General features: G+C 72.8%; 19 protein-coding genes and 2 tRNA genes. 18 read left to right on the forward strand and 3 right to left on the reverse strand.

What is annotated here, in order from left to right; all coding sequences use genetic code 11:
* The first annotated feature begins 14 nt into the window (after positions 1–14).
* From ABTY20_RS26115 to ABTY20_RS26135, 5 genes are all read left to right on the forward strand, one after another.
* Positions 15–1,403, forward strand: coding sequence for an FG-GAP-like repeat-containing protein (locus ABTY20_RS26115; protein ID WP_351999514.1), 1,389 nt, complete (start codon positions 15–17; stop codon positions 1,401–1,403).
* A 198-nt stretch (positions 1,404–1,601) separates the two neighbouring features.
* Entirely contained in the window at positions 1,602–3,149 is a 1,548-nt protein-coding gene (locus ABTY20_RS26120; protein WP_351999494.1) for an alkaline phosphatase D family protein, read from the forward strand.
* Positions 3,150–4,203: 1,054 nt separating this feature from the next.
* The gene (locus tag ABTY20_RS26125; protein WP_351999495.1) at positions 4,204–5,700 is read left to right on the forward strand and encodes a D-ribitol-5-phosphate cytidylyltransferase; all 1,497 of its coding nucleotides are present in this window, start codon (positions 4,204–4,206) and stop codon (positions 5,698–5,700) included.
* Between the two features lie 180 nt (positions 5,701–5,880).
* The gene (locus ABTY20_RS26130) at positions 5,881–7,956 is read left to right on the forward strand and encodes a CDP-glycerol glycerophosphotransferase family protein (RefSeq protein ID WP_351999515.1); all 2,076 of its coding nucleotides are present in this window, start codon (positions 5,881–5,883) and stop codon (positions 7,954–7,956) included.
* Between the two features lie 199 nt (positions 7,957–8,155).
* Positions 8,156–9,352: a glycosyltransferase family 2 protein gene (locus ABTY20_RS26135; protein WP_351999496.1), complete on the forward strand. Its 1,197-nt coding sequence runs from the start codon at positions 8,156–8,158 to the stop codon at positions 9,350–9,352.
* A 29-nt stretch (positions 9,353–9,381) separates the two neighbouring features.
* Here the strand turns inward: ABTY20_RS26135 and ABTY20_RS26140 are convergent, their stop codons facing one another.
* Entirely contained in the window at positions 9,382–11,442 is a 2,061-nt protein-coding gene (locus tag ABTY20_RS26140) for a hypothetical protein (protein ID WP_351999497.1), read from the reverse strand.
* 101 nt (positions 11,443–11,543) lie between these two features.
* On the reverse strand, positions 11,544–12,974 hold the full coding sequence (locus ABTY20_RS26145; RefSeq protein WP_351999498.1) for a polysaccharide pyruvyl transferase family protein: 1,431 nt from the start codon (positions 12,972–12,974) through the stop codon (positions 11,544–11,546).
* A gap of 243 nt (positions 12,975–13,217) precedes the next feature.
* Here ABTY20_RS26145 and proB point away from each other — a divergent pair, with 243 nt between their 5' ends.
* From proB to ABTY20_RS26170, 5 genes are all read left to right on the forward strand, one after another.
* On the forward strand, positions 13,218–14,324 hold the full coding sequence (proB, locus tag ABTY20_RS26150; protein WP_351999516.1) for a glutamate 5-kinase: 1,107 nt from the start codon (positions 13,218–13,220) through the stop codon (positions 14,322–14,324).
* Between the two features lie 133 nt (positions 14,325–14,457).
* Positions 14,458–14,925 (forward strand): DUF8830 family protein, encoded by a 468-nt coding sequence (locus tag ABTY20_RS26155; RefSeq protein ID WP_351999499.1) that lies wholly within the window; start codon positions 14,458–14,460, stop codon positions 14,923–14,925.
* Positions 14,926–15,095: 170 nt separating this feature from the next.
* On the forward strand, positions 15,096–16,382 hold the full coding sequence (locus tag ABTY20_RS26160; RefSeq protein WP_351999500.1) for a glutamate-5-semialdehyde dehydrogenase: 1,287 nt from the start codon (positions 15,096–15,098) through the stop codon (positions 16,380–16,382).
* Positions 16,383–16,482: 100 nt separating this feature from the next.
* Positions 16,483–17,037, forward strand: a complete 555-nt coding sequence (locus tag ABTY20_RS26165) for an SCO2584 family spore wall biosynthesis protein (RefSeq protein ID WP_502991887.1) — start codon at positions 16,483–16,485, stop codon at positions 17,035–17,037.
* An 87-nt stretch (positions 17,038–17,124) separates the two neighbouring features.
* Entirely contained in the window at positions 17,125–18,198 is a 1,074-nt protein-coding gene (locus ABTY20_RS26170; protein ID WP_351999502.1) for an SCO2583 family membrane protein, read from the forward strand.
* 121 nt (positions 18,199–18,319) lie between these two features.
* Here the strand turns inward: ABTY20_RS26170 and ABTY20_RS26175 are convergent, their stop codons facing one another.
* Complete coding sequence (locus ABTY20_RS26175) at positions 18,320–19,435, reverse strand: M48 family metallopeptidase (protein WP_351999503.1); 1,116 nt, start codon at positions 19,433–19,435, stop codon at positions 18,320–18,322.
* Between the two features lie 360 nt (positions 19,436–19,795).
* Here ABTY20_RS26175 and ABTY20_RS26180 point away from each other — a divergent pair, with 360 nt between their 5' ends.
* The 8 genes from ABTY20_RS26180 to ABTY20_RS26215 all read left to right on the forward strand — a co-directional run bounded on the left by ABTY20_RS26180 (position 19,796) and on the right by ABTY20_RS26215 (position 24,581).
* A complete protein-coding gene (locus ABTY20_RS26180; protein ID WP_351999504.1) occupies positions 19,796–19,960 on the forward strand; it encodes a hypothetical protein in 165 nt (54 codons plus the stop codon).
* A gap of 61 nt (positions 19,961–20,021) precedes the next feature.
* The gene (gene nadD / locus ABTY20_RS26185; RefSeq protein ID WP_351999505.1) at positions 20,022–20,660 is read left to right on the forward strand and encodes a nicotinate-nucleotide adenylyltransferase; all 639 of its coding nucleotides are present in this window, start codon (positions 20,022–20,024) and stop codon (positions 20,658–20,660) included.
* 19 nt (positions 20,661–20,679) lie between these two features.
* On the forward strand, positions 20,680–22,392 hold the full coding sequence (locus tag ABTY20_RS26190) for an LCP family protein (protein WP_351999506.1): 1,713 nt from the start codon (positions 20,680–20,682) through the stop codon (positions 22,390–22,392).
* Between the two features lie 94 nt (positions 22,393–22,486).
* The gene (gene rsfS, locus ABTY20_RS26195) at positions 22,487–22,930 is read left to right on the forward strand and encodes a ribosome silencing factor (RefSeq protein WP_351999507.1); all 444 of its coding nucleotides are present in this window, start codon (positions 22,487–22,489) and stop codon (positions 22,928–22,930) included.
* Positions 22,927–23,595 carry a histidine phosphatase family protein gene (locus ABTY20_RS26200; protein ID WP_351999508.1) on the forward strand — a complete coding sequence of 223 codons (669 nt, stop codon included), beginning with the start codon at positions 22,927–22,929 and terminating at the stop codon, positions 23,593–23,595. The genes rsfS and ABTY20_RS26200 overlap by 4 nt, the downstream gene beginning before the upstream one ends.
* 133 nt (positions 23,596–23,728) lie before the next feature.
* Positions 23,729–23,801: transfer RNA gene (locus ABTY20_RS26205), tRNA-Ala, on the forward strand.
* Positions 23,802–24,134: 333 nt separating this feature from the next.
* The gene (locus ABTY20_RS26210; RefSeq protein ID WP_019523121.1) at positions 24,135–24,368 is read left to right on the forward strand and encodes a hypothetical protein; all 234 of its coding nucleotides are present in this window, start codon (positions 24,135–24,137) and stop codon (positions 24,366–24,368) included.
* A gap of 140 nt (positions 24,369–24,508) precedes the next feature.
* Positions 24,509–24,581 (forward strand) — tRNA-Ala (locus ABTY20_RS26215).
* The last annotated feature ends 18 nt before the right edge of the window (positions 24,582–24,599 follow it).

Consider the following 24,599-nt stretch of genomic DNA (forward strand, 5'->3'; position numbering starts at 1 on the left):
CGGCGCCCGACCGGGTGCCGGCCGCCGGCGCCGCCCAGCCGCGCGACGACTTCAACGGCGACGGCTACGCCGACCTCGCCGTGGCCGCGCCCGCCGCGACCGTCGCCGGCAAGAAGGGCGCCGGGTACGTCGCCGTGCTGTACGGGTCGGCGAACGGGCTGCGCACCGCGGGCAAGCAGGTCTTCCACCAGAACACCGCCGGCGTCCCCGGCAGCGCCGAGACGGACGACGAGTTCGGCAGCGCCCTGACCACCGCCGACCTCGACCGGGACGGCTACGCCGACCTCGTCGTCGGCGTCGCCCGCGAGGACACCGCGGACGGCGGGGAGAACGCCGGGCTGGTCGAGGTGCTGTGGGGCGGGCCCGGGGGCCTGTCCGGCGGCACCGCGCTCGCGTCGGGACGCAGCGCCCACGACGCGCTCGGCGCCGCCGGCCACCTGACCGTCGGGGACGTCGACGGCGACGGCAGCCCGGACGTGGTGACCGTCGAGAACCTGCACGACCTGCGGATCCTCAAGGGCCCCTTCGGCCGGGACGGCACCGCGTCGGGCGGCGAGCAGGTGGTGAAGGACGTGTACGACAGCCGGATCCTCGACCTCGCCGCCGGCGACGTCAACGGCGACGGCCTCACCGACGTCGTCGCCACCGAGAACGACGGCGACGAGTACGACGCCCGCCGGGTCGTGTACTGGCTGGGCAACCGCACCGCCGTCAACCCCTTCACCCTCGTCTACGACATCGACGGCGCCGGCCTGCAGGGCGGCGAGAACCTCGATGTCGGGGACGTGAACGCCGACGGGTACGACGACATCGTGGTCGGCCGGGCCGTGGACGGCTACGACAGCGACCTCGACAACCCGTACGTCAAGGGCGGCCGGGTCGCCTGGATCCCCGGCACCGCGAAGGGCCCCGACGGGGTGAAGGCCGTCTTCCTCAACCAGGACCGCCCCGGCGTGCCCGGCACCGCCGAGGACGACGACGCCTTCGGCACCGACGTCCACATCGGCGACGTCGACGGCGACGGCTACCAGGACGTCGTCACCGGGGCGCCCGGCGAGGACCTCGGCAGCGTGTCCGCGGCCGGCGCCGTCGTGGTGCTGCGCGGCACCGCGCACGGGCTCACCGGCGCCGGCGCCCTGACGGTCACCCAGGACACCGCGGACGTACCGGGCACCGCCGAGAAGAACGACAGGTTCGGCCGGACCGTCCACCTCGGTGACACCGACGGCGACGGACGCGCCGACCTCGCCGTCGGCGCGCCCGGGGAGAACTCCGGCGCCGGATCGGTGTGGTACTTCCGCTCCTCCCCGACGGCCGTCGCGGGCGGCGCCGGGACCTTCGGCGCCGGAACCCTCGGCACGGTGGCCGCCGGGGCGCAGCTGGGCCTCGCCTTCACCGACTGACGGCCGCGGGCGGCGGCGCCCGTCGCCCGCCGCTCACCCGGCGGACCCGCCGCGGCCACGGGACGTTCCCGTGCCGCGGCGGGTTTCCCGTTGTCCCCCCGCTCGCCATGCGCGCGCACCGCGGTGTTCAGCGGACGGACCGCCCGGACCGCGAGCTTCCCCCTGTCCAAGCGTCACACGAGGCAGGGGAGTCGACCGATGACCGGAGCAGTTCAGCCCGACCGCCGCCGCGTCCTGACCGCCGGCGCCGCCGTGCTCGGCGCCGCCACCGCCCGACTGTGGATGCCGGCCACCGCGCACGCGGCCGGGGCGAAGCTGCCCGACGGCCTGTTCAGCCTGGGCGTGGCCTCCGGCGACCCGCTCCCGGACGGGATCGTCCTGTGGACCCGGCTCGCCCCGGACCCGCTGAACGGCGGCGGCATGCCCGACCGCACCGTGGCCGTGGAGTGGCAGATCGCCCGCGACGCCCGCTTCGGGAAGGTCGTCCGCCGGGGGGTCGCCCCGGCCCGGGCCGCCTACGGGCACAGCGTCCACGTGGACGTACGCGGCCTGCGCCCGGACACCACGTACTGGTTCCGCTTCCGGGCCGGCGGGCAGCTCTCGCGCACCGGCCGCACCCGTACCGCCCCCGCCCAGCACGGCCCCGGCGGCCGTCTGAGGGTCGCGCTCGCCTCCTGCCAGAACTGGCAGCACGGCTACTTCACGCCGTACGCCGACATGCTGCAGCAGGACCCGGACGTCGTGGTGTTCGTCGGCGACTACATCTACGAGTCCACGCCCTCCGCGACCGCCGTACGGCGCCACGAGGGCACCGGTGAGCCCTACGGCCTCACCCAGTACCGCAACCGGTACGCCCAGTACCGCTCCGACCCCGACCTCGCGGAGATGCACGCCAACGCACCCTTCGTGGTCACCTTCGACGACCACGAGGTCGACAACGACTTCGCCGGCGCGATCCCGCAGGACCCCGACAAGCAGGCGCACGACCCCTTCGTCGCCCGGCTCACCGCCGCCTACCAGGCGTACTACGAGCACATGCCGGTCCGCGCCACCGCCGTGCCGGACGGGCCGCACATCCGCATGTACCGCCGGCTGGAGTTCGGCCGGCTCGCCCGGCTCAACGTGCTGGACACCCGTCAGTACCGCAGCGACCAGGCCACCACCCAGGAAGGCGCCCAGGACCCCTCGCTGACCATGCTCGGGGCCGCGCAGAAGCGCTGGCTGGTCGACGGGCTGCGCCGCTCGCCCGCCCGCTGGAACCTGATCGCCTCCCAGATCATGATGGCCGAGACCGACCTCCAGGCCGGCGAGGGCAAGCTCTGGTTCTACGACGCCTGGGACGGCTACCAGGCCGAACGCAACGCACTGCTCCAGGAGTTCCGCAGGGTGAGCAACCCCGTCGTCCTCACCGGCGACCGCCACCTGACGATGATCAGCGACCTCAAGGCGGACTTCGCCGACCCGGGGTCGGCGGTCGTGGGCGCCGAGTTCGTCGGCACCTCCATCTCCAGCAACGGCGACCAGGACCAGGCCGCCTTCCGCGCGCAGTGGGACCCGCGACGCGCGGACAACCCGCACTGGAAGCTGCTCGACGCCCACCGCGGCTACCACCTGTTCGACATCGGCCCGGGCGGCATCGACGCACGTGTGCGGGTGGTGGACACCGTGCTGCGGCCGCGGGCCACCCCGCGCACACTGGCCAGGCTGCGGGTCGAGGCCGGCCGTCCCGGTGTGCACCCGGTCTGACCACGCGGCCCGGCGGGAGGAGTCCGGCACCCGGGCGGGTCCCGGGCTCCCCCCACGCCGTCCTCGGCGGGCCGTCCCACCGTGCCCCGGCACGGACACCGACCGCACGGGAGATGAACTCCCGGCCTCGGGCACCGCGATCCCCCCGCTGTCCGCCGGCACCCGCCTGCTGCGCACCGGCCCGCACCGGACCGGCACCACCGCCGTCCGGGGTGCGCGGCCGGCACCCGATCGAGGCCGTCCTCGCCGCCTGCGCCCGGCCCGCGATGACGGGGGACCCGGTTCCACCGAGCGGCACCGGCGGCGGCCGCCGGACCGGGCGCGGGCCACCGGGAGCGCACCTTCGAGGGGCTGTCGGGACCGCCCGGGGGCTGCTGCGGCCGCTTTCGGAGACCGCGAACCACTCCCTCGCCCTCGCCGGGACCGAAATGCCGCGGAACCTCTACAGGGAATTCCGCGGCAATGGGCTTCCGGAAGAGCCGTATTCGAAGCCGGCGCGGCACGGCGCGATCGCCCACAGGAAGAACGTGTGCGGTCCCACCGCGCGTGGGACCCGGAGGCCGCCGGGACCGGAGCCGGGACGGCCGCACGGATCGGCGGCACGGGCGTGCGGGTCCTCGGCGACCCGGAGCCGCTGTCCCGCGTGCCGGCGACCGGCGGACGAGCCGCGGCTCGCCCCCGAAATGGCCGCGCAGGCCCTGATCGGGACGCTCGCCGCGGTGGCGGCGACGAACGGCGCCGGCGGAGGGCGTACCGTTCACCGGACATCGTCGAAGGAACTCGTGAGGGTCCTCGGTCACCGCTGTCCGAAACGGCTGGGCCTGCGCTGAGCCGACCGGGTGGTGTCGCGCCTGTCACACACACCAATGCCATCACTTCTGTGGAGTTACTCACAAGAATTCACGGTGCGCCCCGGGAACCGTCACCGGGCGCCGGGAGTCCAGGTGAATGACAGGTGGCGCGCACATATGCGGCGGAGGTCGCTCACCTTGCACTGCGGTAACCACAAGTGGGACCATTTTGAAGTTCCCTGTCGCCCCAAGGTAGGTCACCTGTGTCCCAGCACATAGCCAAGCCCCGTACCACCGCAGTGATCCTGGCCGGCGGTACCGGCCAGCGGGTGGGTCTGTCGATCCCCAAGCAGCTGCTGAAGATCGCCGGCAAGGCAGTCATCGAGCACACCCTGACCACCTTCGAGAAGGCCGACTCGATCGACGACGTCATCGTGCTGATGGCGCCGGGGTACGTGCCCGACATCGAGAAGATCGTCGCCAAGGCCGGCTTCACCAAGGTCGCCAAGGTCATCGAGGGCGGCGCGACCCGGAACGAGACCACCGAGCGGGCCATCGCCGCGCTCGGCGAGGGCCTGGCCGAGGGCGAGGACCGCAACGTCCTCTTCCACGACGCCGTGCGCCCGCTGCTGTCGCAGCGCGTCATCGACGACTGCGTGACCGCGCTGGAGCGCTACCAGGCCGTCGACGTGGCCATCCCGTCCGCCGACACCATCATCGTCACGCGCACGCACGGCGAGGACGGCGAGTTCATCACGGAGATCCCGGACCGCTCCCGGCTGCGCCGCGGCCAGACCCCGCAGGCCTTCAAGCTGTCCACCATCCGCCGCGCCTACGAGGTCGCCGCGGGCGACCCCAACTTCCAGGCCACGGACGACTGCTCGGTCGTGCTCAAGTACCTGCCCGACGTGCCGATCCACGTCGTCGCGGGCGACGAGTACAACATGAAGGTCACCCAGCCCGTCGACGTCTTCATCGCCGACAAGCTCTTCCAGCTCGCCTCCACCGCCGCCCCCGAGCAGGTCTCCGAGGAGGCCTACCGGCAGCTGCTCACCGGCAAGACCGTGGTGGTCTTCGGCGGTTCGTACGGCATCGGCAAGGACATCGCCGAGCTCGCCGAGTCCTACGGCGCCACCGTCTACGCGCTGGGCCGCTCCACCACCGGCACCCACGTGGAGAACCCGGAGGAGGTCGACGACGCGCTGTCCAAGGCGTACGGCGAGACCGGCCGCATCGACTACGTCGTCAACACCGCGGGCGTGCTGCGCATCGGCAAGCTCGCCGAGACCGACAACGCCACCATCGAGGAGGCGCTGAAGGTCAACTACCTGGCCCCGGTGCAGATCGCCCGCTCGGCCTACAAGTACCTCGCCGAGACCAAGGGCCAGCTGCTGCTGTACACCTCCAGCAGCTACACCCGCGGGCGCGCCGAGTACAGCCTGTACTCCTCGACCAAGGCCGCGATGGTGAACCTCACCCAGGCCCTGTCCGACGAGTGGGCCGGTGACGGCGTCCGGGTGAACTGCATCAACCCGGAGCGCACCGCCACGCCGATGCGCACCAAGGCCTTCGGGCAGGAGCCGACGGGCAGCCTGCTGTCCTCCGAGGCGGTGGCCCGGACCTCGCTGGACGTGCTGTTGTCCGAGCTCACCGGTCATGTCATCGACGTACGGCAGCAGGACCCGACGGCGGGCGCGGCGCGGGCCACCGGGTTCGAGCAGGCGCTGGCCGCGGTGCTGGACCGCCAGGACGGCGTGTAATAATTGCCGCCAAATAGCCTTCCGTAATTCAGGCCCCCGCGGCCTCCTGTTCACGCGATTAGTCGACGGGAGTTCGCGGGGGCCTGAATCCGTACCTCCCGAATTGCGTACAGGCACAAAACCGGCACCCCCTCCAAGAGCAGGTTATTCGTGATATCCACCGCTATTCGCGTCGCCCGGGTGGGCAGCGCGGCCGAGCTGGCCGCAGCGGTCCTCATGCTGCTGGGCTTCCCCTGCCTCATGCTGGCCGCGCTCGTCCCGAGCATCCCCGCCTTCGCGGCGGCGGCCGCCGTGACGTACCTGGCGGACCACTATCTGCACCGCAAGGGCAGCTACCTGGTCAGCCGCCTCAGCAAAGTGCGGGCCGGCCTGTCGATCCGCTTCCTGATCCGGCAGCTGCTGCTGATCCTGCTGCTGGCCCGCCTGTCCCTCGCGGACAACCTGATCTACTACGGGGCGATCGCCTGCTTCATCGCCTTCTACGGTCTGCAGGCCCCGCACGGCGCGCTCACCACGCTGATCCGCAACCGCCGCCGGATGCCGGTCGCCACCCGCAACGTCGACCTGGCCTCCCGCATCCGCATCCCGGACGCGCCGCCGCGCGCGCTGCTGCACCGGTCCGCGGAGAAGATGCTCCACCTCGACCTCGCGGCGGTCGTCGGCATACTCGTCGGCGCCTTCCTGGAGTCGGCCGCCGTCGGCTACGTCGGCATCGGCGTCACGGTGGCCGCGGGCACCCTGTACGTCCTCGCCCTGCTGCCCTACGCGCGCGGCCGCAGGACCCCGCCGAACCCGGAGCGGGTGCTGGAGGCGATCGACGACTGGCTGCGCGAGTACCGGCCGGAGACCGTGCTGTACTTCTCCGGCTCCAGGGACTCCGCCTACCAGGTCAACATGTGGCTGGAGACCATGGAGCAGCTGGACACCCGTCCGCTGGTCATCCTGCGCGAGCGGGTCATCCTGCAGAACCTGGCGCCCACCACGGTCCCCGTCGTCTGCGTGCCCGGAGGGGTGCACCTGATGAACATGGACCTGTCCACGGTGCGGGTCGCGCTGTACGCGGCGAACGTCGGCAAGAACATCCACATGCTGCGCGTGCCCACCATGAAGCACGTCTTCATCGGCCACGGCGACAGCGACAAGCTCGCCAGCGTCAACCCGTACAGCAAGGTCTACGACGAGGTGTGGACGGCCGGCCGCGCGGGCCGCGACCGCTACGCCATCGCCGACGTCGGCGTCCGCGACGAGGACATCGTCGAGGTCGGCCGCCCGCAGCTGGCCCCGATCCGGACCTGGCAGGGCGTCCCCGGCGACCGCATGCCCACCGTCCTGTACGCCCCCACCTGGGAGGGCTGGGACGACAACCCGGGCAACACCTCGATCCTGCTGGCCGGCGAGAACATCGTGAGGAAGCTGGTCGAGGCCGACCCGGCGGTGCGCGTCCTGTACAAGCCGCACCCCTTCACCGGCACCCGCAGCCCGCTGGCGAAGGCCGCCCACCAGCGGATCACCGCGCTGATCGAGAAGGCCGCCGCCGCGCGCGCCGCCGACCCGCGCTTCACCGCCGACGCCACCGCCCAGGCCGGGGCCAGGGCCGAGCTGGAGCGCATCGAGGCCCGGCTGGCCGAGCTGTCCGGCGGCGCCGGCAAGGGCGACGAGGCCGAGGCCTCCCGCGACGGAGTGGTCGACGTGGCCCGGCACGAGGAGATCGCCCGGCTGCGCGCCGAGTGGAACACCGCGTACTGGCGCTCCTTCCCCGACTGGGAGCACCGCGTCATCACGGGCGCCGAGCCGCGCCTGTACGACTGCTTCAACGTCTCCGACGCGATGGTCTCCGACATCTCCAGCGTGGTCTCCGACTTCATCGCCAGCGGCAAGCCGTACGCCGTCACGGACTCCGCCGAACTCGGCGTGGAGGAGTTCAAGCGGCAGAACACGGCGGTGCGCGCCGCCGTGATCCTGTCCAACGGCGCGCAGGAGCTCGGCGGGCTGCTCGAGGCGGTCCGCGACCCGGCCGCCGATCCGCTGGCCGGGGACCGGGGGGAGCTCAAGCGCTACCTGCTCGGCCCGGACGAGCCGAAGTCCATCGACCAGTTCAACACCGCGGTCGCCCAGCTCGCGCTGAAGGCCGAGGCGCGCAACCTCGGCCAGGAGAACCGGATCACGACCGGCGGCCCCGACGTGGAGCTGGCGGACGCGGTGCCCGTGCCGCGGACGTCGACGGCCGGCGAGGCGGACGGCGTCGACGCCGGCTGACCGGCGGCCCGGCGGACCCGACAGGGCCCGGTCCCCGAGGAACGACTCCTCGGGGACCGGGCCCTGTCGCATGCCCGGCGGCACGCCTGTGACGTGGACCACGAAAGCGGGCGCCCCAGGCAACCCCGCACCCGGGGCCGCCGTCTAACAAGTAAAGAATGAGGCGATACACGGGAAACATCCCGTATCAAGGGGGAAAGTGGCCATGGCGCAGCCTGATGTCACCGTGGTCATCGGGGCGTACGAGGCGATGCCGTACCTGGTCGAGTGCCTCGCCTCCGTGGAGGCGCAGACCATCGGCCCGGAGCGCATCGAGGTCGTCGCGGTCGACGACGGCTCGACCGACGGCACGGGGGAGTACCTGGAGGAGTTCGCGGCCCGCGCGCCCATGCCGGTCACCGTGCTGAGGCAGGAGAACTCCGGCGGCCCCAGTGGCCCGCGCAACGTGGGTCTGGGCAGGGCCGCCGGGCGCTACGTCTTCTTCCTGGACGCCGACGACCGGTTGGGGCCCGAGGCCCTCGAGCGGATGGTCGGCATGGCCGACCGGGCCGGCACCGACGTCGTGCTCGGCCGGATCGAGGGCGTCAACCGGGGCGCGCCGAAGTCCATGTGGGGCAGGACGCTGGAGCGCACCGACGTCTACTCCTCCAACATCAAGTTCACGCTCAGCGCGCAGAAGCTGTTCCGCCGCTCGTTACTCGAGCGGCACGGCATACGGTTCGACGAGTCCCTGTTCACCGGTGAGGACGCGCTGTTCACCATGGAGGCCTATCTGCGGGCCGACGGCGTCTCCGTGGTCGCCGACTACACCTGCTACTACCTGGTGGGCCGCGACGACGGCAAGCACGTCACCAAGAGCGGTGACCACACCCTGCGGTTCGACTCCGCCCGGGCCCTGATGAACCTGATCGCCGGTCTCGTGCCCGAGGGCCCCCGCCGCGACCTGCTCATGGTGCGGCCCTTCACCGTCACCCTGCTGCCCCAGTTCGGACCCCGGTTCCTCAAGGACACCGATGACGTCCGGCGGCACAAGCTGGAGCTGGCGCGGCCGCTGATGGACGCCCACTGGACCGAGGGCGTCGCCCGGCGGCTGAAGGTCGAGGAGCGGCTGCGGCTGCACCTGGTGGCCGGGCAGCGGCCGGAACTCCTCATGGACGTCCTGCGGTTCGTCCGGGAGAAGAAGCAGCCGCAGGTCCTGCTGGAGCGGCGGGGCCGCCGCGTCTACCTCGCCTACCCGCACTTCCGCGACCGCGCGGCGGGCATCCCGGACTCCGTGTACCTGGCCTCCCCCCGCGAGGCCCGCACCGTCCCCGGCTACCGTACGGACGGCACGGCCTCCCTCCTGCGCCGCGCCGCCCGCAGGGCCCGCCGCCTGCTGGCCCCCGCCGCGGCCTGAACCGCAGGCGCCGCCCTGGTGCCGCGGCCCTAGCCGACGCGGCGGGCGGCCGGGTCCGGGCCGTGGGCCCCGGCGGTCTCCCGGCGCTGGCCGGGGAGCTCCGCGGTGAGGCGGTGCGCCGCGCGGGCCCGGTGGTCCCGGGCCGCCGCGCACAGGGCCTGGACGGCCGCGGCGAAGCGCTGCTGGGACGTCGGCTCGGCCGGGCCCAGCAGGTGGAGCTTCAGCTCCGCCCGCGCGGCCGCCAGTTCGTCCTTCCGCGGGTCGCGGACCGACTCCAGCAGGGCCGGCACCCCGGCCGCGTCCGGCGTCAGCACGGTCGCCGCCGCCACCGTCGGGAACGCCGCGCGGAACGCCTCCTCGGACAGCCCGCCGGTGTTCGTCACCGCGTACGGCTTCCCGCTCGCCAGGAAGTCGCTGATCACGCTCGACACGTCACTGATCAGCAGATCGGCGACGTTGAAGCAGGCGTACAGCTCGGGCCGGACGTCCGTGACGACCTGGTGCTCCCACTCCGGCAGCGACGCCCAGTGGGCCTCCTCCCAGGCCGCCGTCGCCCGCGCCACCGCCTGCGCCCGGCCCGGCTCCGGCGCGGACTGCGCCAGCATCCGCTCGACCTGGTCGGCGCCCGCCCGGAAGGCGGCCGCGGTGAGCCGCTCCAGCTCCGCGGCGCGCCGGGCCGGCTCCCCCGACGGCGCCGGACGCGCCCCGGACCGCTCCCGGTTCGCCGCCCGGATCAGCTCCCGCACGCGCCGGTCGGCGGCGCCCGCCCGGGGGTCCACCGAGCCGGTCAGCGGGTGCGGCTTGTACAGCAGCCGCACCCCCGGATCGGCGAGCAGCGCCCGTACCAGGTTCTCCCCGGCCGCGACCAGCGACGTGTTGCCCGGGTTGCCGTCCCAGCCCTCCCAGGTCGGCGCGTACAGCACCGTCACGCGGGCGCCGGCGGGCGGACCCGCGTACGGGCGCACGGCGTCCAGCTGCGGGCGGCCGATCTCCACCACGTCCTTGTCCTCGACCCCCACCTCGGCCAGCGCGTACCGCTCGCGCGCAGCGGGACCGGCCACCCACACCTCGTCGTAGGCCTTCGCGTACGGGTTGCAGGACGACAGCTTGTCGCTCTCGCCGTGGTTGACGAAGGCGTGCTTGATGGTGGGGATCCGCAGCACCTGCGAGGTCTTGCCGGAGTTCGACGGGTGGATGAGCACCTGGAGGGTGGACCGCTCGAGGCGCATCAGCGTGGAGACCTTCGGCAGGCACACGACCGGGATGTCGGTCGCCGCGATCCTCGGCACCATGAACCGCTCCCGCAGCACGATCACCGGCCGCCCGCCGAGCCCGGCCAGCGGCTCCAGCCACATGTTGGCCTGGTAGGCGGAGGACGGACCGCCGGAGAAGTACAGGCCGACCGTGGGCCGGTACTCGGCCAGCCACGCGTCGAACCAGTCGAGCACCTCCTGCTCGCCCGCGGGACGCCGGCCGGGCAGCAGCCGCAGCAGCAGCGCGCACAGCCCCGCGGACGTGAGCAGCAGCGCCAGTGCGACACCGGCCGCCCCGTACCGGACGTCGTCGGTGACCGCCGTCGCCGCCAGCCCGGCCGTGGCCGGCAGGCCGAACACCAGCAGCCGGTGGCCGGGACGGCGCAGCAGCGCGGCCGGGGCGGGGGACAGCCGCAGCGCCGAGGCGTCGATGTTGCGGGTCAGCACCGGCAGCGTGCGGGTGCGGCGGACCAGCACGGACACCGCCTGGACCGCGCAGTGCAGCGCGTAGAAGGCGAGCAACCCCGCGACGAGCGGCGCGTACTGCGTCTCCCGGTGCTGTTCGCCGAGCCGCAGCAGTCCCGCCACCAGCAACAGGTCGCGCAGCACGTGGCGGACGGTGACGTCCGCGTGCGACTTGGCGAACAGCGCCGCCATGCCGGGCTGCCACCGGTGCAGCACGCCCTCGACCGCCAGGGAGACGGCGGTCGAGACGAGCAGCAGCGGCACATGGGGACGCAGCGCGGCGACGGCCTGCGCGACGCAGGCGGCCGACGCGACGGCGAGGACGAACGACTGGACGGCGGTCCGCCGCCGGGGGGACGAGGGGTCGGGCACTGCGGTCACTCCAGGGTCGGCGCGGAACGGGCGCCCGGGTTAACGCGCGCCGGCCTCCGGACGACACGCGGGTGTCCGGACCCTGGAGTGACCCGACCGTGCTAGGCGGTCCCGCCGTCCTTCGGCGCGGGCTGCCGCCCCGGCTGCAGCGCACGCCGCAGGGGGCGGACCACCACGCGCCGCGCGCGGCGGTAGACCGAGGTCTTCGCGGCGGGCGCGGCCGTCTTGGCGGTGGCCTTCGCGCCGGACCTGGCCTTCGCCAGGTCACGCTTCAGCTTGGCGTTGTCCGCGGTGAGTTCGGCGACCCGGCCGTACATCCAGCCGAGCCGCGCGGTGAGCGAGGCGGGGTCGTCGTCGATCCAGGGACGGATGCCCGGGGGGAAGGACAGGGACCGGAGCTTCTCGTCGAACGCCGCTCCGCCGTCGCCGTGCGTGAAGGTGTTCTGCAGGCCGTTCTTGTCGAGGAACGCGGTGAACCGGTCGAACCGCTCGCGGTGGTTGCCGGTCAACGCGCTGAAGTCGGCCTTCTCGTACAGCTCGGCGGGGTCGGTGTCGGGGGCCGTGCGGTCGAGCCGCTGGTGCGGTATCTCGAAGTAGCGGCACAGCTCCAGCGTGCGCGAGTCGAAGGCCAGCACCGTCGCGGGCGTGCCCGCCAGCAGCGCGGCGATGTTGCCGTGGATGCGCGAGCCGAAGGAGTAGTCGAAGTCCCGCAGGTCGTCGAACCAGGTCTGCGGGTCGATGTACACGCGGACCTTGTCCTCCCGGTACATCGGGTGGTCCGGGTGGGTCGGCATCAGGGTGATCCGGCCGTCCGGGGAGTTCACGTCCCGCCAGTGCAGTTGCTTGGCGTCGGTGAGGTTCTGGCCGATGTAGCGCAGGTTCGGGTAGCGCGCGTGGGCGCGGCCGAGGATCTTGTGCAGGCCGCCGTTGCGCATCGCCGCGTGGGAGCCGTTGATCGCGATCCGCGACTCGGGGGTCAGCGCCGCCGCCTTCTTCTCCACGGTGAGCTTGTCGCCGTGCAGGAACATCGACGGGCAGCCGATGACCTCCACGTCCCTGAAGCCCATCTCGTTGAGGTACCGCTCGGTGAACTCGCCGCGCACACCGATCGACGCGCTGCGCTCCAGCACGGCCGAGCAGAAGGCGCGCACGGTCGGTTCCATGGCCTTCAGCCGGTCCGCGTCGTACGTGATCCCGCTCTGCGCGCCGACCCCGAGCACCACGACCGGGATCTTCAGCTTGCTGATCAGCCGGGTCAGGCGTTCCAGGGAACCCTCGAACGACGGCCGGAAGGCGTTGGCCAGCGGCACCACGAACGCGTCGTACTCGTCGTTGATCCGTCCGGCCGCCGCGACGTTCGTCTGCACGCCGTTGGAGACGACCTCGGTGTCGGGTGCGGTGAGGATCTTGTGAGCGGCGTCACTGAAGATCAGGTTGCCCGAGTTGGTGGCGATGACGTCCCGGTGCAGGGCCTCTTCCACGGGTACGACGTCGAACGGGCTCTTGCCCGATCGGAGCAGGATGCGTCTCACAGGGCGCCCTTCAGGATCACAGAGTCATTCAGACGTTCACATTACGTTTAAAGTTTCTTTGATTTCCATGGGCACCTAATACAACCTTTCCGCCGCGTGCGGTACGTGTTCGTCCGGTCACTACGGGTGCCCGGTCCGGAGGGTGGGACGCCGAGCGCCCGCCGATCCGCTTCGCGTAGATTGCCGGGTGGTGATCGGACGACGTGAGGGGCGGGCGGCAGGGTGGCAGGGGCGAGGCAGGCCGTGGGCGAGGCGCGCAGGATCGTCGTCAAGGTCGGCTCCTCGTCGCTGACCACCGCGGCGGGCGGTCTGGACGCCGACCGCGTGGACGCGCTCGTCGACGTGCTGGCGAAGAGCAGGAGCGGGGGGGAGCGGGAGATCGTCCTCGTCTCCTCCGGGGCCATCGCCGCCGGCCTCGCCCCGCTGGGCCTGCGCCGCCGCCCCCGGGACCTGGCCCGGCAGCAGGCCGCCGCCAGCGTCGGCCAGGGGCTGCTGGTCGCCCGCTACACCGCCTCCTTCGCGCGCTACGGCGTCCGGGTCGGCCAGGTGCTGCTGACCAGCGACGACATGAGCCGCCGCGCCCACCACCGCAACGCCTCCCGCACCCTCGACAAGCTGCTGGCGATGGGCGCGTTCCCGATCGTCAACGAGAACGACACCGTCGCCACCGACGAGATCCGCTTCGGCGACAACGACCGGCTCGCCGCCCTCGTCGCCCACCTGGTCCACGCCGACCTGCTGGTCCTGCTCTCCGACGTGGACGGCGTCTACGACGGCGACCCCGCCCGCCCCGGCACCTCGCGCATCGCCGAGGTGAGGGGTCCCGAGGACCTCGCCCACGTCGAGATCGGCAGCGCCGGCAAGGCGGGCGTCGGCACCGGCGGCATGGTCACCAAGGTCGAGGCCGCCTCGATCGCCGCCGCCGCCGGCATCCGGGTGGTGCTGACCAGCGCGGTCCACGCGGCGGAGGCGCTGGGCGGCGGTGACACCGGCACCTACTTCCACCCCACCGGCCGCCGCTCCGCCGACCGGCTGCTGTGGCTCCAGCACGCCTCCGCCCCGCAGGGCTCGATCACCCTGGACGACGGCGCGGTGCGCGCGGTCGTCCAGGGCCGCAAGTCGCTGCTGCCGGCCGGGATCGCGGGCGTCGAGGGCGAGTTCAGCGCGGGCGACCCGGTGGAGCTGCGGGACGGCGAGGGGCGGGCGGTGGCCCGGGGGCTGGTCAACTTCGACGCCAAGGAGATCCCCCTCCTGATCGGCCGTTCGACCCGTGAACTCGCCCGGGACCTCGGCCCGGAGTACGAACGCGAGGTCGTACACAGGGACGATCTGGTGGTCCTGCACCCGTAATGCCCCGAAACGTCGGCCCGCGGTGGTGGACGTTCCGCAAAAGCGCCCCGCGATCCCCGGAGGCCTGCTCCACTTTGTTGCGAGGACACATCCGCCCGACCGCCGGGTGGGTCCGCGCGTGAAGGAGGCCGTCGTGAGACGAGTGCGCCCGGGGACGACGGCGTCCCGCGGTGCCGGATTTCGTCCGGCCGGCGACGAGCGCGCCCTGAGCAGCGTCGCGGCCGGCGACCGGCGCCAGGGCGGCGGCGAGGCCCGCGACCTGCCCCGGCTGTGGCACGTCACCCTCAGCGTCTCCGGCGAACCGGCCCCGGTCGCCGAGGTCCGGCGGGCCCTGGAACAGCTCGCCCACGACCACCCCTTCCTGCTGACCAGCCGCTACGCCGACGACCACGCGGAGATCCGCTACTGGGAGGAGGCGCGCGACCTGCACGACGCGGCCGCCGTGGCGCTGCGCCTGTGGGGCGAGCACCGGCGGACCGCCGGCCTGCCGCCCTGGGAGATCGTCGGCCTGGAGGTCATCGACCGGGCCACCTACCACCAGCGCGTCGCCGCCGGGTACGGGCCGGTCCCGGCCACCCCCGTCGGAGTCCATCCCTTCTAGGGGGGTGCCGCCCGGCGCCGCTCCCGCGGACCCGGCCGCCCGCCGTCGGGGCCCGTCGGCCGAGGGGCGTGACGCGCGGGGGCAAAAGGTGGCGAGCGGTACATATCGGTTCCGTCTCGGGACATGGGACGAACATCGGCCGCCGGCCGCCGCCGCACTACCCTTCCCCCATGACCACGCTCTCGCCTTACGACTCGATGTCCCCGGTCAGTCAGGCCGCCTACCGTGCCAAGGGCGCCGCCGCCACCCTCGCGCCGCTGCCGCGGGCCGCCAAGGACGACGCGCTGCTCGCCATCGCGGACGCGCTGGAGGTCCGCACGAGCGAGATCGTCGAGGCCAACGCCCAGGACGTGGCCAGGGCCCGTGAGGCCGGCACCGGCGAGGGCATGATCGACCGGCTCACCCTCACCCCCGAGCGGGTGCGCGCGATCGCCTCCGACGTGCGGGACGTGGCCGCGCTGCCCGACCCGGTCGGCGAGGTCGTCCGCGGCTCGACCCTGCCCAACGGCATCGACCTGCGTCAGGTGCGGGTGCCGCTCGGCGTCGTCGGGATCATCTACGAGGGCCGCCCCAACGTGACGGTCGACGCCGCCGCCCTCTGCCTGAAGTCCGGCAACGCGGTCCTGCTGCGCGGCTCGTCCTCCGCGTACCGGTCGAACACCGCGCTGGTGCGGGTGCTGCGCGACGCCGTGCACGGCGCCGGGCTGCCCGCCGACGCCGTGCAGCTGGTGCCCGGTGAGAGCCGGGACAGCGTGCGCGAGCTGATGCGCGCCCGCGGCCTGGTCGACGTGCTCATCCCGCGCGGCGGCGCCTCCCTGATCAACACGGTCGTCCAGGAGTCGGTCGTCCCGGTCATCGAGACCGGAACCGGCAACTGCCACGTCTACGTCGACGCGCGGGCCGACCTCGACACGGCCGTCGAGATCCTGGTCAACTCCAAGGCCCAGCGGGTCGGCGTGTGCAACGCCGCCGAGACCCTCCTGGTCCACCAGGACATCGCCGCCGAGTTCCTGCCGCGCGCCCTGGACGCCCTCGCCGACGCCGGGGTGACCGTGCACGCCGACGAACGCGTGATGGCGTACGCCAAGGACTCCCGCGCCACCGTCGTGGAGGCCACCACGGAGGACTGGGAGACCGAGTACCTCTCCCACGACATCGCCGCCGCCGTCGTCGACTCCCTCGACCGGGCCGTCGAGCACATCCGGCTGTGGACCTCCGGCCACACCGAGGCCATCGTCACCACCTCGCAGCAGGCCGCCCGCCGCTTCACCCAGCTGGTGGACTCCACCACGGTCGCGGTGAACGCCTCGACCCGGTTCACCGACGGCGGCCAGTTCGGCTTCGGCGCGGAGATCGGCATCTCCACGCAGAAGCTGCACGCCCGGGGGCCGATGGGCCTGCCCGAGCTGACCAGCACGAAGTACATCGTCACCGGCGACGGCCACGTACGGCGCTGACCCGCGCACGGAAGGGGGAGCGGCGCCGGGGACGTCTCGTCGGACGGATGAATTTCCGTACCGTCTGCCCAAAATGACCCCCCAGGTCTACTCTGGATCCGTGCCGGAGGACGTGGGGGGCACGCCGTTCCCTGACGGCTGGGAGCCCGACGACGACCACGACCGCGGGGTGTCGGACGAAGAGTTCGCCTCCGTGGTCTTCGACGAGGCCTTCGTACGGGCGGCCGAGGTGCACGAGCCGACCGCCGTCGAACGCCTCCTGGCGGCCGCACAGGCCAGAGCCGAGGCCGAGGCCCACCGGGCCCGTGCGCGCGGCGAGCGGCACGACGACGGGTACGGCGGCTACCGGGGCGTTCCCGGCTACGGCGGCCCGGACGACGACCCGGACGCCCTGGACGACGACCACGGCTCCCCGGGCCCCTACGGCCGGCAGGTGCGCTGGCACCGCCCCGTCGCCTGGATGCTCGCCCTGGTGATGGGCGTCGGCATGGTCGCGCTCGCCTTCTCGGCCGTCTACCGCGGCGCCTCCTCGGGCCGCCAGGACCCGGCCCCGCCGCCCGCCACCACCGGCGTCGAGCAGGGCGGAGCGGTGACGCCCTCCGCGTCGGCCGACTCCTCCCGGCCGGCCGTCCCGGTGGTCCCGCGCAGTCCCTGAAACGGGCCGCCCGCCTGACGGGAACCTGCCACAACTCGACTGCGGCGGGGCGTTTACCGGAACCTCCCCGGACCTACCCTTGAAGGTATGGGAGGGCCTTCGGACCCGCCCGAGGGGACGCCCGAGGGAGCCCCCGGAGGTGGAGAGGACGAGTACGGGTCCGTCGTCTTCGACGAGTCCTTCGTCCGCGCTGCCCGGCTCCAGGAGTACTCCGCCGAGCAGCGCATCACCGACCACGCGCCCGCCGTGCGCCGCCGCCCGCCGATGCGCCGGGGCGGTCTGCCCCGGCAGGCGCTGATCCTGGTCCTGCTGATCGCCGTCGCCTTCGGCACCGCCGTCTACATGGGCCTGCGCCACCCCTACCGGAACCCCGCCGCCGAGGAGCCCGCCGAGCCGCTGCGGACGACCGTCGTCCCGCTCGCCCCGCGGGGCGAGGTCCCCGGCACCACCGATGTCGAGCGGCTGTACGCGCGCAGCCCGGCGGCGCGGTTCCGGCCCGGCGCCGAGGGGGTGCCGCTCCCGGCCTCCCGGCGCACCGCGCACTTCTCCGACGGCCAGGTGGTGACCGCGCTGCTCACCGCCAAGGACTACCTGGTGCGCTCCTCCCTCGACCCGGGCGTGCTCACCGGCGGCGAGACCCGGCCCGTACGGCAGCTGCTGGACTCCGGCCAGCTGGACCAGTTCGACCGGAGCTTCACCCGGCCCGCCGCCGACGGACGGCACGCCCCCACCGGATGGCTGGTCCGCTTCGACCCCGCCCGGGTGCGGCTGGCGGACCACGAGATCCGGGTCCGGGGCACCATGCGGGCCGCCGAGACGGACTCCGCCACCCTCGAGGTCACCACCGACCACACGTTCGCCTACGCGCTGCTCCCGGCCGGAGCCGGCCGGGACGCCGCGGCGTCGCTGTTCACCGTCCGGCGCGAACTGCGCTTCCGCTTCGACCGCGACGACCTGCGCCTGCACCGGGCGGAACTCGTCGTCGCCCGCGTCCAGGCCGGTCCCCTGTCCTGCGCGGAGGACTCCGCCGCCCGGCTGCGCCCGCTGCTGGCCGGGCAGACGCCGAAGGAGACCGCCCCCGCCGGCACCGACCCGTACGCCACGGGCGGCGTCCCGGCCCTGTGCGGCTCCCTCGCGCCGGGCGCACAGCCGAAGCTGTGAAGCGGGCGGCGCCGCGCCCGTCACCCACGCCCGCCCCGTGTGGTCCCCTCACCCGTCGCGGCTCGCGGGACCGGCCCCGGACCGGACGGGAAACGCGGGTCCCGCCCGGGGTCCGGCCGCCCTACGCGTCGTCGCGCGGCGGCGCGTCGTCCTCCGCGCCCGGCTCCCGGGACGCCGGCCCGGACGGCTTCGGCGGCGCGGACGTGAAACCGCCGAAGCCGCGGCGGACCCGGCCGCCCAGGTCGCCGGCGCCGCCCGCGATGTCGCTGACCAGCTTCATCAGCGGGTCCTTGGAGGTGCGCACCTCGTCCGCGTAGCTGCTCGCCGACTCCCGCCAGGAGTCCCGCACCGAGGCGTCCCGGTCCTCGTCGCGGCGCGGGTAGTGACCGTCCATGATCCGCTGGTAGTCACGGGAGGCCGCCCACTTCCTCAGCTCGGCCGCCCGCACGGTGGTGAACGGGTGCGAGCGGGGCAGCACGTTGAGGATCTTCAGCACCGAGTCGCGCAGGTCGCCCGCGGACTCGTACTCCTCGGCCTGCTCCAGGAACGCGTCCACGTTCATCTCGTGCAGGTGGTTGCCGCCCGCGATCTTCATCAGTCCGCGCATCGAGGCCTGCACGTCCTGGCCGACCAGCAGCCCCGCGCGGTCCGCCGACAGCTCCGACTTGCGGAACCACTCCCGCAGCGCCGTCACGATCGCCATGACCGCGACGTTGCCGAGCGGGATCCACGCGACCCGGACCGCGAGCGACGTCAGGAACAGCAGGACCGTCCGGTACACCGAGTGCCCGGACAGCGCGTGCCCGACCTCGTGTCCGACGACCGCCCGCATCTCCTCCTCGTCCAGCAGCTCCACCAGTCCCGTGGTCACCACGATGATCGGCTCGTCGAGACCGATGCACATGGCGTTGGGGCCGGGGTCCTGCTTGACGTACATCTGCGGGACCTTCTCCAGGTCCAGGATGTGGCAGGCGTCCCGCAGCATGTCGTTGAGGTGCGCGAACTGCCGGTCCGAGACCCGCACCGAGTCGGACAGGAACAGCAGCCGCAGACTGCGCTCGGGCAGCAGCCCGCTCAGCGCCTTGAAGACCGTGTCGAAACCGCTCAGCCTGCGCAGCGCGACCAGCGCCGAGCGGTCCGCCGGGTGCTCGTACGCCCGCGAGGAGATCCCGGGGAAGCGCCTGCGCTGCCTGCCCGGCACGCCCTCGTGCCCGTGGTGCTGACGGCCGTCGGACATGTGTCCCCCTGTGTGTCTGAGTGGTCCTGCGCGGCCCCTCGCGCGGCCCTTCGCTCCCCCCCGCGGCGACGCCCGGCCCAGGCGGGGTTACCGTGGACGGGCAGTGAGGGACGACGGGACGGCCGAGGAGGTGCGGGGACCCTGCTCCGGATACTTCTGATCGTGATGGTGGTGGGCTGTGCGCTCACCGCGTGGTTCCTGTTGCGCGGCTACAGCCGGAAGGACGACTGAGCGGCGGAGAAGGTTCCTTCCGCCCGCCACCGCGCCCGTAACGGCGGAGTCGGCGTGATCGACGCGAAGGCGCCCGCTTACGATGAGCCGACGTCCTTGTCCGCCCACACGCGATAGGTCCTGCCGAAGATGAGCATCCACAGCACCGCTGCCCAGTTGGTCACCCTCGCCGCCGAGGGCGGAGAGCACGGGGGCAACCACGAGAGCCTCAGCCCCGCCCTCACCGGCGGCGGCGCCCTGTTCGTCCTGCTGCTCCTGCTGTGGATCACCACCCGCTTCAACCGCGACCGCTGAGCATCCCGTCGGACGCCCTGGCGGACGGGGTCCTCAGGCCGGGCCGGTAGGGTCTGCACGCATGGGAGAGCAGGACATGCCCACCGGCCCCGGCAGCGGCCCGGTGCGGCAGGGCAGGCGCCGACTCGGCGTGATGGGCGGCACCTTCGACCCGATCCACCACGGGCACCTGGTGGCCGCCAGTGAGGTCGCCGCACAGTTCCACCTGGACGAGGTGGTGTTCGTCCCCACCGGCCAGCCGTGGCAGAAGAGCCACCGCGCGGTCTCCGCGGCCGAGGACCGCTACCTGATGACGGTCATCGCGACCGCAGAGAACCCGCAGTTCTCGGTGAGCCGCATCGACATCGACCGCGGCGGCCCCACCTACACCGTGGACACCCTGCGCGACCTGAGCGCGCTCAACCCGGACACGGACCTGTTCTTCATCACCGGCGCCGACGCCCTCGCCCAGATCCTGACCTGGCGCGACAGCGAGGAACTCTTCTCCCTGTCGCACTTCATCGGCGTGACCCGGCCCGGACACCACCTGACCGACGCCGGCCTGCCCGAGGGCGGTGTCTCGCTGGTGGAGGTTCCCGCCCTCGCCATCTCCTCGACGGACTGCCGCGCGAGGGTCGCCAAGGGGGAACCCGTCTGGTACCTGGTGCCGGACGGAGTCGTGCGCTACATCGACAAGCGCGAGCTGTACCGCGGCGAGTGAGCCGAGAGGGGCACCACCGGTGAACGACCGATACGACGCGGGGTACGGGGCCGACGGGGGCGCCCCGTACGAGCTCGTCGGCTACGACGAGTACGGCCGACCCGTCTACCGCCAGGCTGCGGACCAGCAGGGCGGGCAGGCCCAGCAGTACGACGCCTACCAGCAGCAGGGCTACGGCTACGACCCGTACCACGCGGGCGGACACCAGCAGCCCGCGTACGACCCCTACGGGACCGGGACCGGCGCCCCGCAGCAGCCGTCCTACGACACCTACGAGACCTACGACACCTACGCCCCCCACGGCGCCCAGCAGGGCGGCCAGGGCGGCCAGGACGCTCCGTACGACCCCTACGGGCAGGCCGCGCACACCGGGCCGCAGTCCCGCGTCACCGAGCAGACCGCGCACATCCCGCAGCAGCCCGGCCCGGCCGACGACGAGCAGGGCCCCGCCGAACCCGCGCCGGAGTACCGCACCGAGCAGTTCGCCTTCGTCGAGGAGCCCGACGGCGACTCCGAGGACGTCATCGACTGGATGAAGTTCACGGAGAACCGCACCGAGCGCCGTGAGGAGGCCAAGCGCCGCGCCCGCAGCCGGATCATCGCCCTCGTCGTGGTGTTCGCCCTGGTCGCGGCCGGCGGTGTCGGCTACCTCTGGTACGCGGGGAAGCTGCCGGGCCTGTCCGGCTCCGGCTCCGGTACGGGCACCACGACGGCCGCGGGCGCCCAGAAGCGGGACGTCCTCGTCGTCCACCTGCACGACACCGAGAACGGCGGCACCGCCACCGCGCTGCTCGTCGACAACACCACCACCGAGCAGGGCACCACCGTGCTGCTGCCCAACTCCCTCGTCCTGACCGCCGACGACGGCACCACCACCACGCTCGCCAAGTCGGTCGAGGACGACGGCTCCGAGGGCACCAGGACCGCCCTCGACACCGTCCTCGGCACCGCCATCGAGGGCACCTGGCGGCTGGACACCCCCTTCCTGCTCACCCTCGTCGACCTGGTCGGCGACATCGAGGTCGACACCGACGCCGACGTGCCCGACCCGGACGCCAAGAAGGGCGAGGCACCCCTGGTCAGGAAGGGGAAGGGACAGACCCTCAGCGGCAGGATGGCCGTCGCCTACGCCACCCACCGCGGCTCCGGCGAGGCCCCGAACGCCCAGCTGGAGCGGTTCGGCCAGGTCCTGCACGGCGTCCTGCGCAAGCTGACCTCCGACCCGGACGCCGCCACCACCACCGTCCAGACCCTCGGGCAGATCATCGAACCGCCGCTCACCGACAAGGACCTGGGCACCTTCCTCGCCCGGCTCTCCGACCGCGCCAAGGGCGGCGACCACAAGACCGCGGTGCTGCCCGTGCAGGACGACGGCACGCTCACCGCCGAGGCGAGCGACAGCGTCGTCAAGGACGTCCTCGGCGGCACCGCCAAGAGTCCCGACCCGGACGCCGCCGTCAGCGTCTCCGTGCGCAACGCCAGCGGAGTGAAGGGCCACACCGAGAAGGCCCGCGTGGTCCTCCTCAACGGCGGCTTCACCTTCCGGGACGCGGGCGCCGCCGGCACCGAGGCCTCCTCGAAGGTCGTCTACGCGGACGCCGCGGACAAGGAGAACGCCACCGAGGTCGCCAAGACCCTGGGACTGCCCGCCGGCTCCGTCACCAAGGGCGGAACCTCCGCGAACGCCCGCGTCTCGGTCGTCCTCGGCCAGGACTACGACCCCGGCTCGTAGCCCGTCCCGGGCGCACCCCTCCGTCGTCGCGTGGGTGCGCCCGGCGGTCCGTGAGACCCTTGGGGGCAAGTGTCCACCGACCGAAAGCCTCGCAGTGACCGCAACCGACCGTTCCCTCGAGCTCGTCACCACCGCCGCCCAGGCGGCCGCCGACAAGCTCGCGCACGACATCGTCGCCTACGACGTCAGTGACGTGCTGTCCATCACCGATGCCTTCCTGCTGGCCTCCGCGCCCAACGACCGCCAGGTCAAGTCGATCGTCGACGAGATCGAGGAGCGGCTCAGCAAGGAGCTCGGCGCCAAGCCGGTCCGCCGCGAGGGCGACCGCGAGGCCCGCTGGGTGCTGCTCGACTACGTCGACATCGTCGTCCACGTCCAGCACAGCGAGGAGCGCGTCTTCTACGCCCTGGAGCGGCTGTGGAAGGACTGCCCCGAGCTGGAGCTGCCCGAGGAGGCCAAGGCCACCCGCGGCAAGGCCGCCGAGCACGCGAAGCTGCAGGAGGCCGAGGAGGCCGCGCAGCCGGGCGGTGAGTGGTGAGCGCCACCGGTGGGGTGGGCGGGTCCGCGCGCCGGGGCCGCCGCATCATCCTGTGGCGGCACGGCCAGACGTCCTGGAACGTGGAGCGCCGCTTCCAGGGCTCCACGGACGTGGACCTCACCGAGACCGGTGTCGCCCAGGCCCGTCGGGCCGCCCGCCTCCTCGCGGGGCTGAAGCCGGACGCGATCGTCGCCTCCGACCTCAAGCGGGCCGCGGCCACCGCCGCCGAGCTCGCCGCGCTCACCGGCCTGGAGGTCACCCTCGACGAGGGCCTGCGGGAGACCTACGCGGGCGTCTGGCAGGGGCTGACGCACGAGGAGATCATCGCCAGGTACGGCGACGAGTACGCCGCGTGGAAGCGCGGCGAGCCGGTCCGCCGGGGCGGCGGCGAACTGGAGACCGAGGTCGCCGACCGCGCCGCCCCCGTGGTGCTGCGGCACGTCGAGAAGCTCCCGGAGGACGGCACGCTCGTCGTGGTCAGCCACGGCGGCACCATCCGCACCACCATCGGCCGGCTGCTCGGTCTCGACCCGCACAACTGGGAGGGTCTGGGCGGCCTCACCAACTGCTGCTGGTCCGTCCTCGGCGAGGGCGCCCGGGGCTGGCGGCTGCTCGAGCACAACGCGGGCACCCTGCCGGAACCGGTGCTCGGCGACGACGACTGAGCGTGCTCGGATCCGGCCCCGGGGCACCCCCGGGACCCGGATTTCACTTTCCGGCAGGTCGCAGGCTAAAGTTCTTCTTGTTCGCCCCGCCGAGCGGGAGGGAACACCGGGAAGTCACCCCGTGTGGCTGCCAGGGGCTATAGCTCAGTTGGTAGAGCGCCTGCATGGCATGCAGGAGGTCAGGAGTTCAATTCTCCTTAGCTCCACATGACGAAGATCCCACCTCCCTCGGGGAGGTGGGTTTTTTCGTTGCCCGCGGATGAGCGGCACGGCCCCGGTGCGCGTATATCCCCGCGAGGCACCGGACCGTGTCCCGACCGGTACCCCGGCGTCACTGACCGGGTCGGCCCGGCCGTGGCAGAATCAAACGGCCGGAAGGGGGCGCGGCCCGACGGGAGGGAGTTGTGATGCCTGCGAGCATCCTCGAGGAGGTCGACCACCTCCTCGGAGCGGTGTCGACGCGACGGACCCCGACCCGTCCCGGCCGCCCTTCCCCCGGATCCGCGCGCACGGCCTGCGGCCACCGCTGGAGCTGACCCATGGGTGCACACAGGCGGAAGTGCGACTGGTGCGGCAGCGGCACGCCGATCGTCCGGGACATGGAACCGCTCAACCCCGACTACCAGTACTGGTGCGAGGAATGCGCGCGGGCGCTGATCATAAAAGGCGATCCCATCGAGACGTACCGGGAACTCGAGGGGGAGCCGATCTACGGCCGGCTGCTGGAGGAGCACTGCACGCTCAAGCGCTTCTATTCGTTCGTGACCGCGTAGTCCCGGTGGGGCAATCCGGGACATCGGCGAGCGAAGCGAAACCGATTTGGTGTTGGGCCGGGTGGACCGTGTAAAGTTGGCGTCGCCGCCGGGGAAACCGGGCGACACGGACAACATGCGGTTCCGCCGCGTGGCGTCGAGGGGCTATAGCTCAGTTGGTAGAGCGCCTGCATGGCATGCAGGAGGTCAGGAGTTCAATTCTCCTTAGCTCCACAGAAGAAGAGGGCGGAT

The organism is Streptomyces sp. NPDC126497 (assembly GCF_040302425.1).
Lineage (GTDB): Bacteria > Actinomycetota > Actinomycetes > Streptomycetales > Streptomycetaceae > Streptomyces.

What these genes read in the sequence shown, in the direction of transcription:
- ABTY20_RS26120 (WP_351999494.1), top strand. Translation starts at nt 1,602, where the DNA reads ATGACCGGAGCAGTTCAGCCCGACCGCCGCCGCGTCCTGACCGCCGGC.
- nadD (WP_351999505.1), top strand. Translation starts at nt 20,022, where the DNA reads ATGGGAGAGCAGGACATGCCCACCGGCCCCGGCAGCGGCCCGGTGCGG.
- ABTY20_RS26175 (WP_351999503.1), bottom strand. Translation starts at nt 19,435, where the DNA reads ATGTCCGACGGCCGTCAGCACCACGGGCACGAGGGCGTGCCGGGCAGG.
- ABTY20_RS26210 (WP_019523121.1), top strand. Translation starts at nt 24,135, where the DNA reads ATGGGTGCACACAGGCGGAAGTGCGACTGGTGCGGCAGCGGCACGCCG.
- ABTY20_RS26170 (WP_351999502.1), top strand. Translation starts at nt 17,125, where the DNA reads ATGGGAGGGCCTTCGGACCCGCCCGAGGGGACGCCCGAGGGAGCCCCC.
- ABTY20_RS26180 (WP_351999504.1), top strand. Translation starts at nt 19,796, where the DNA reads ATGAGCATCCACAGCACCGCTGCCCAGTTGGTCACCCTCGCCGCCGAG.
- ABTY20_RS26160 (WP_351999500.1), top strand. Translation starts at nt 15,096, where the DNA reads ATGACCACGCTCTCGCCTTACGACTCGATGTCCCCGGTCAGTCAGGCC.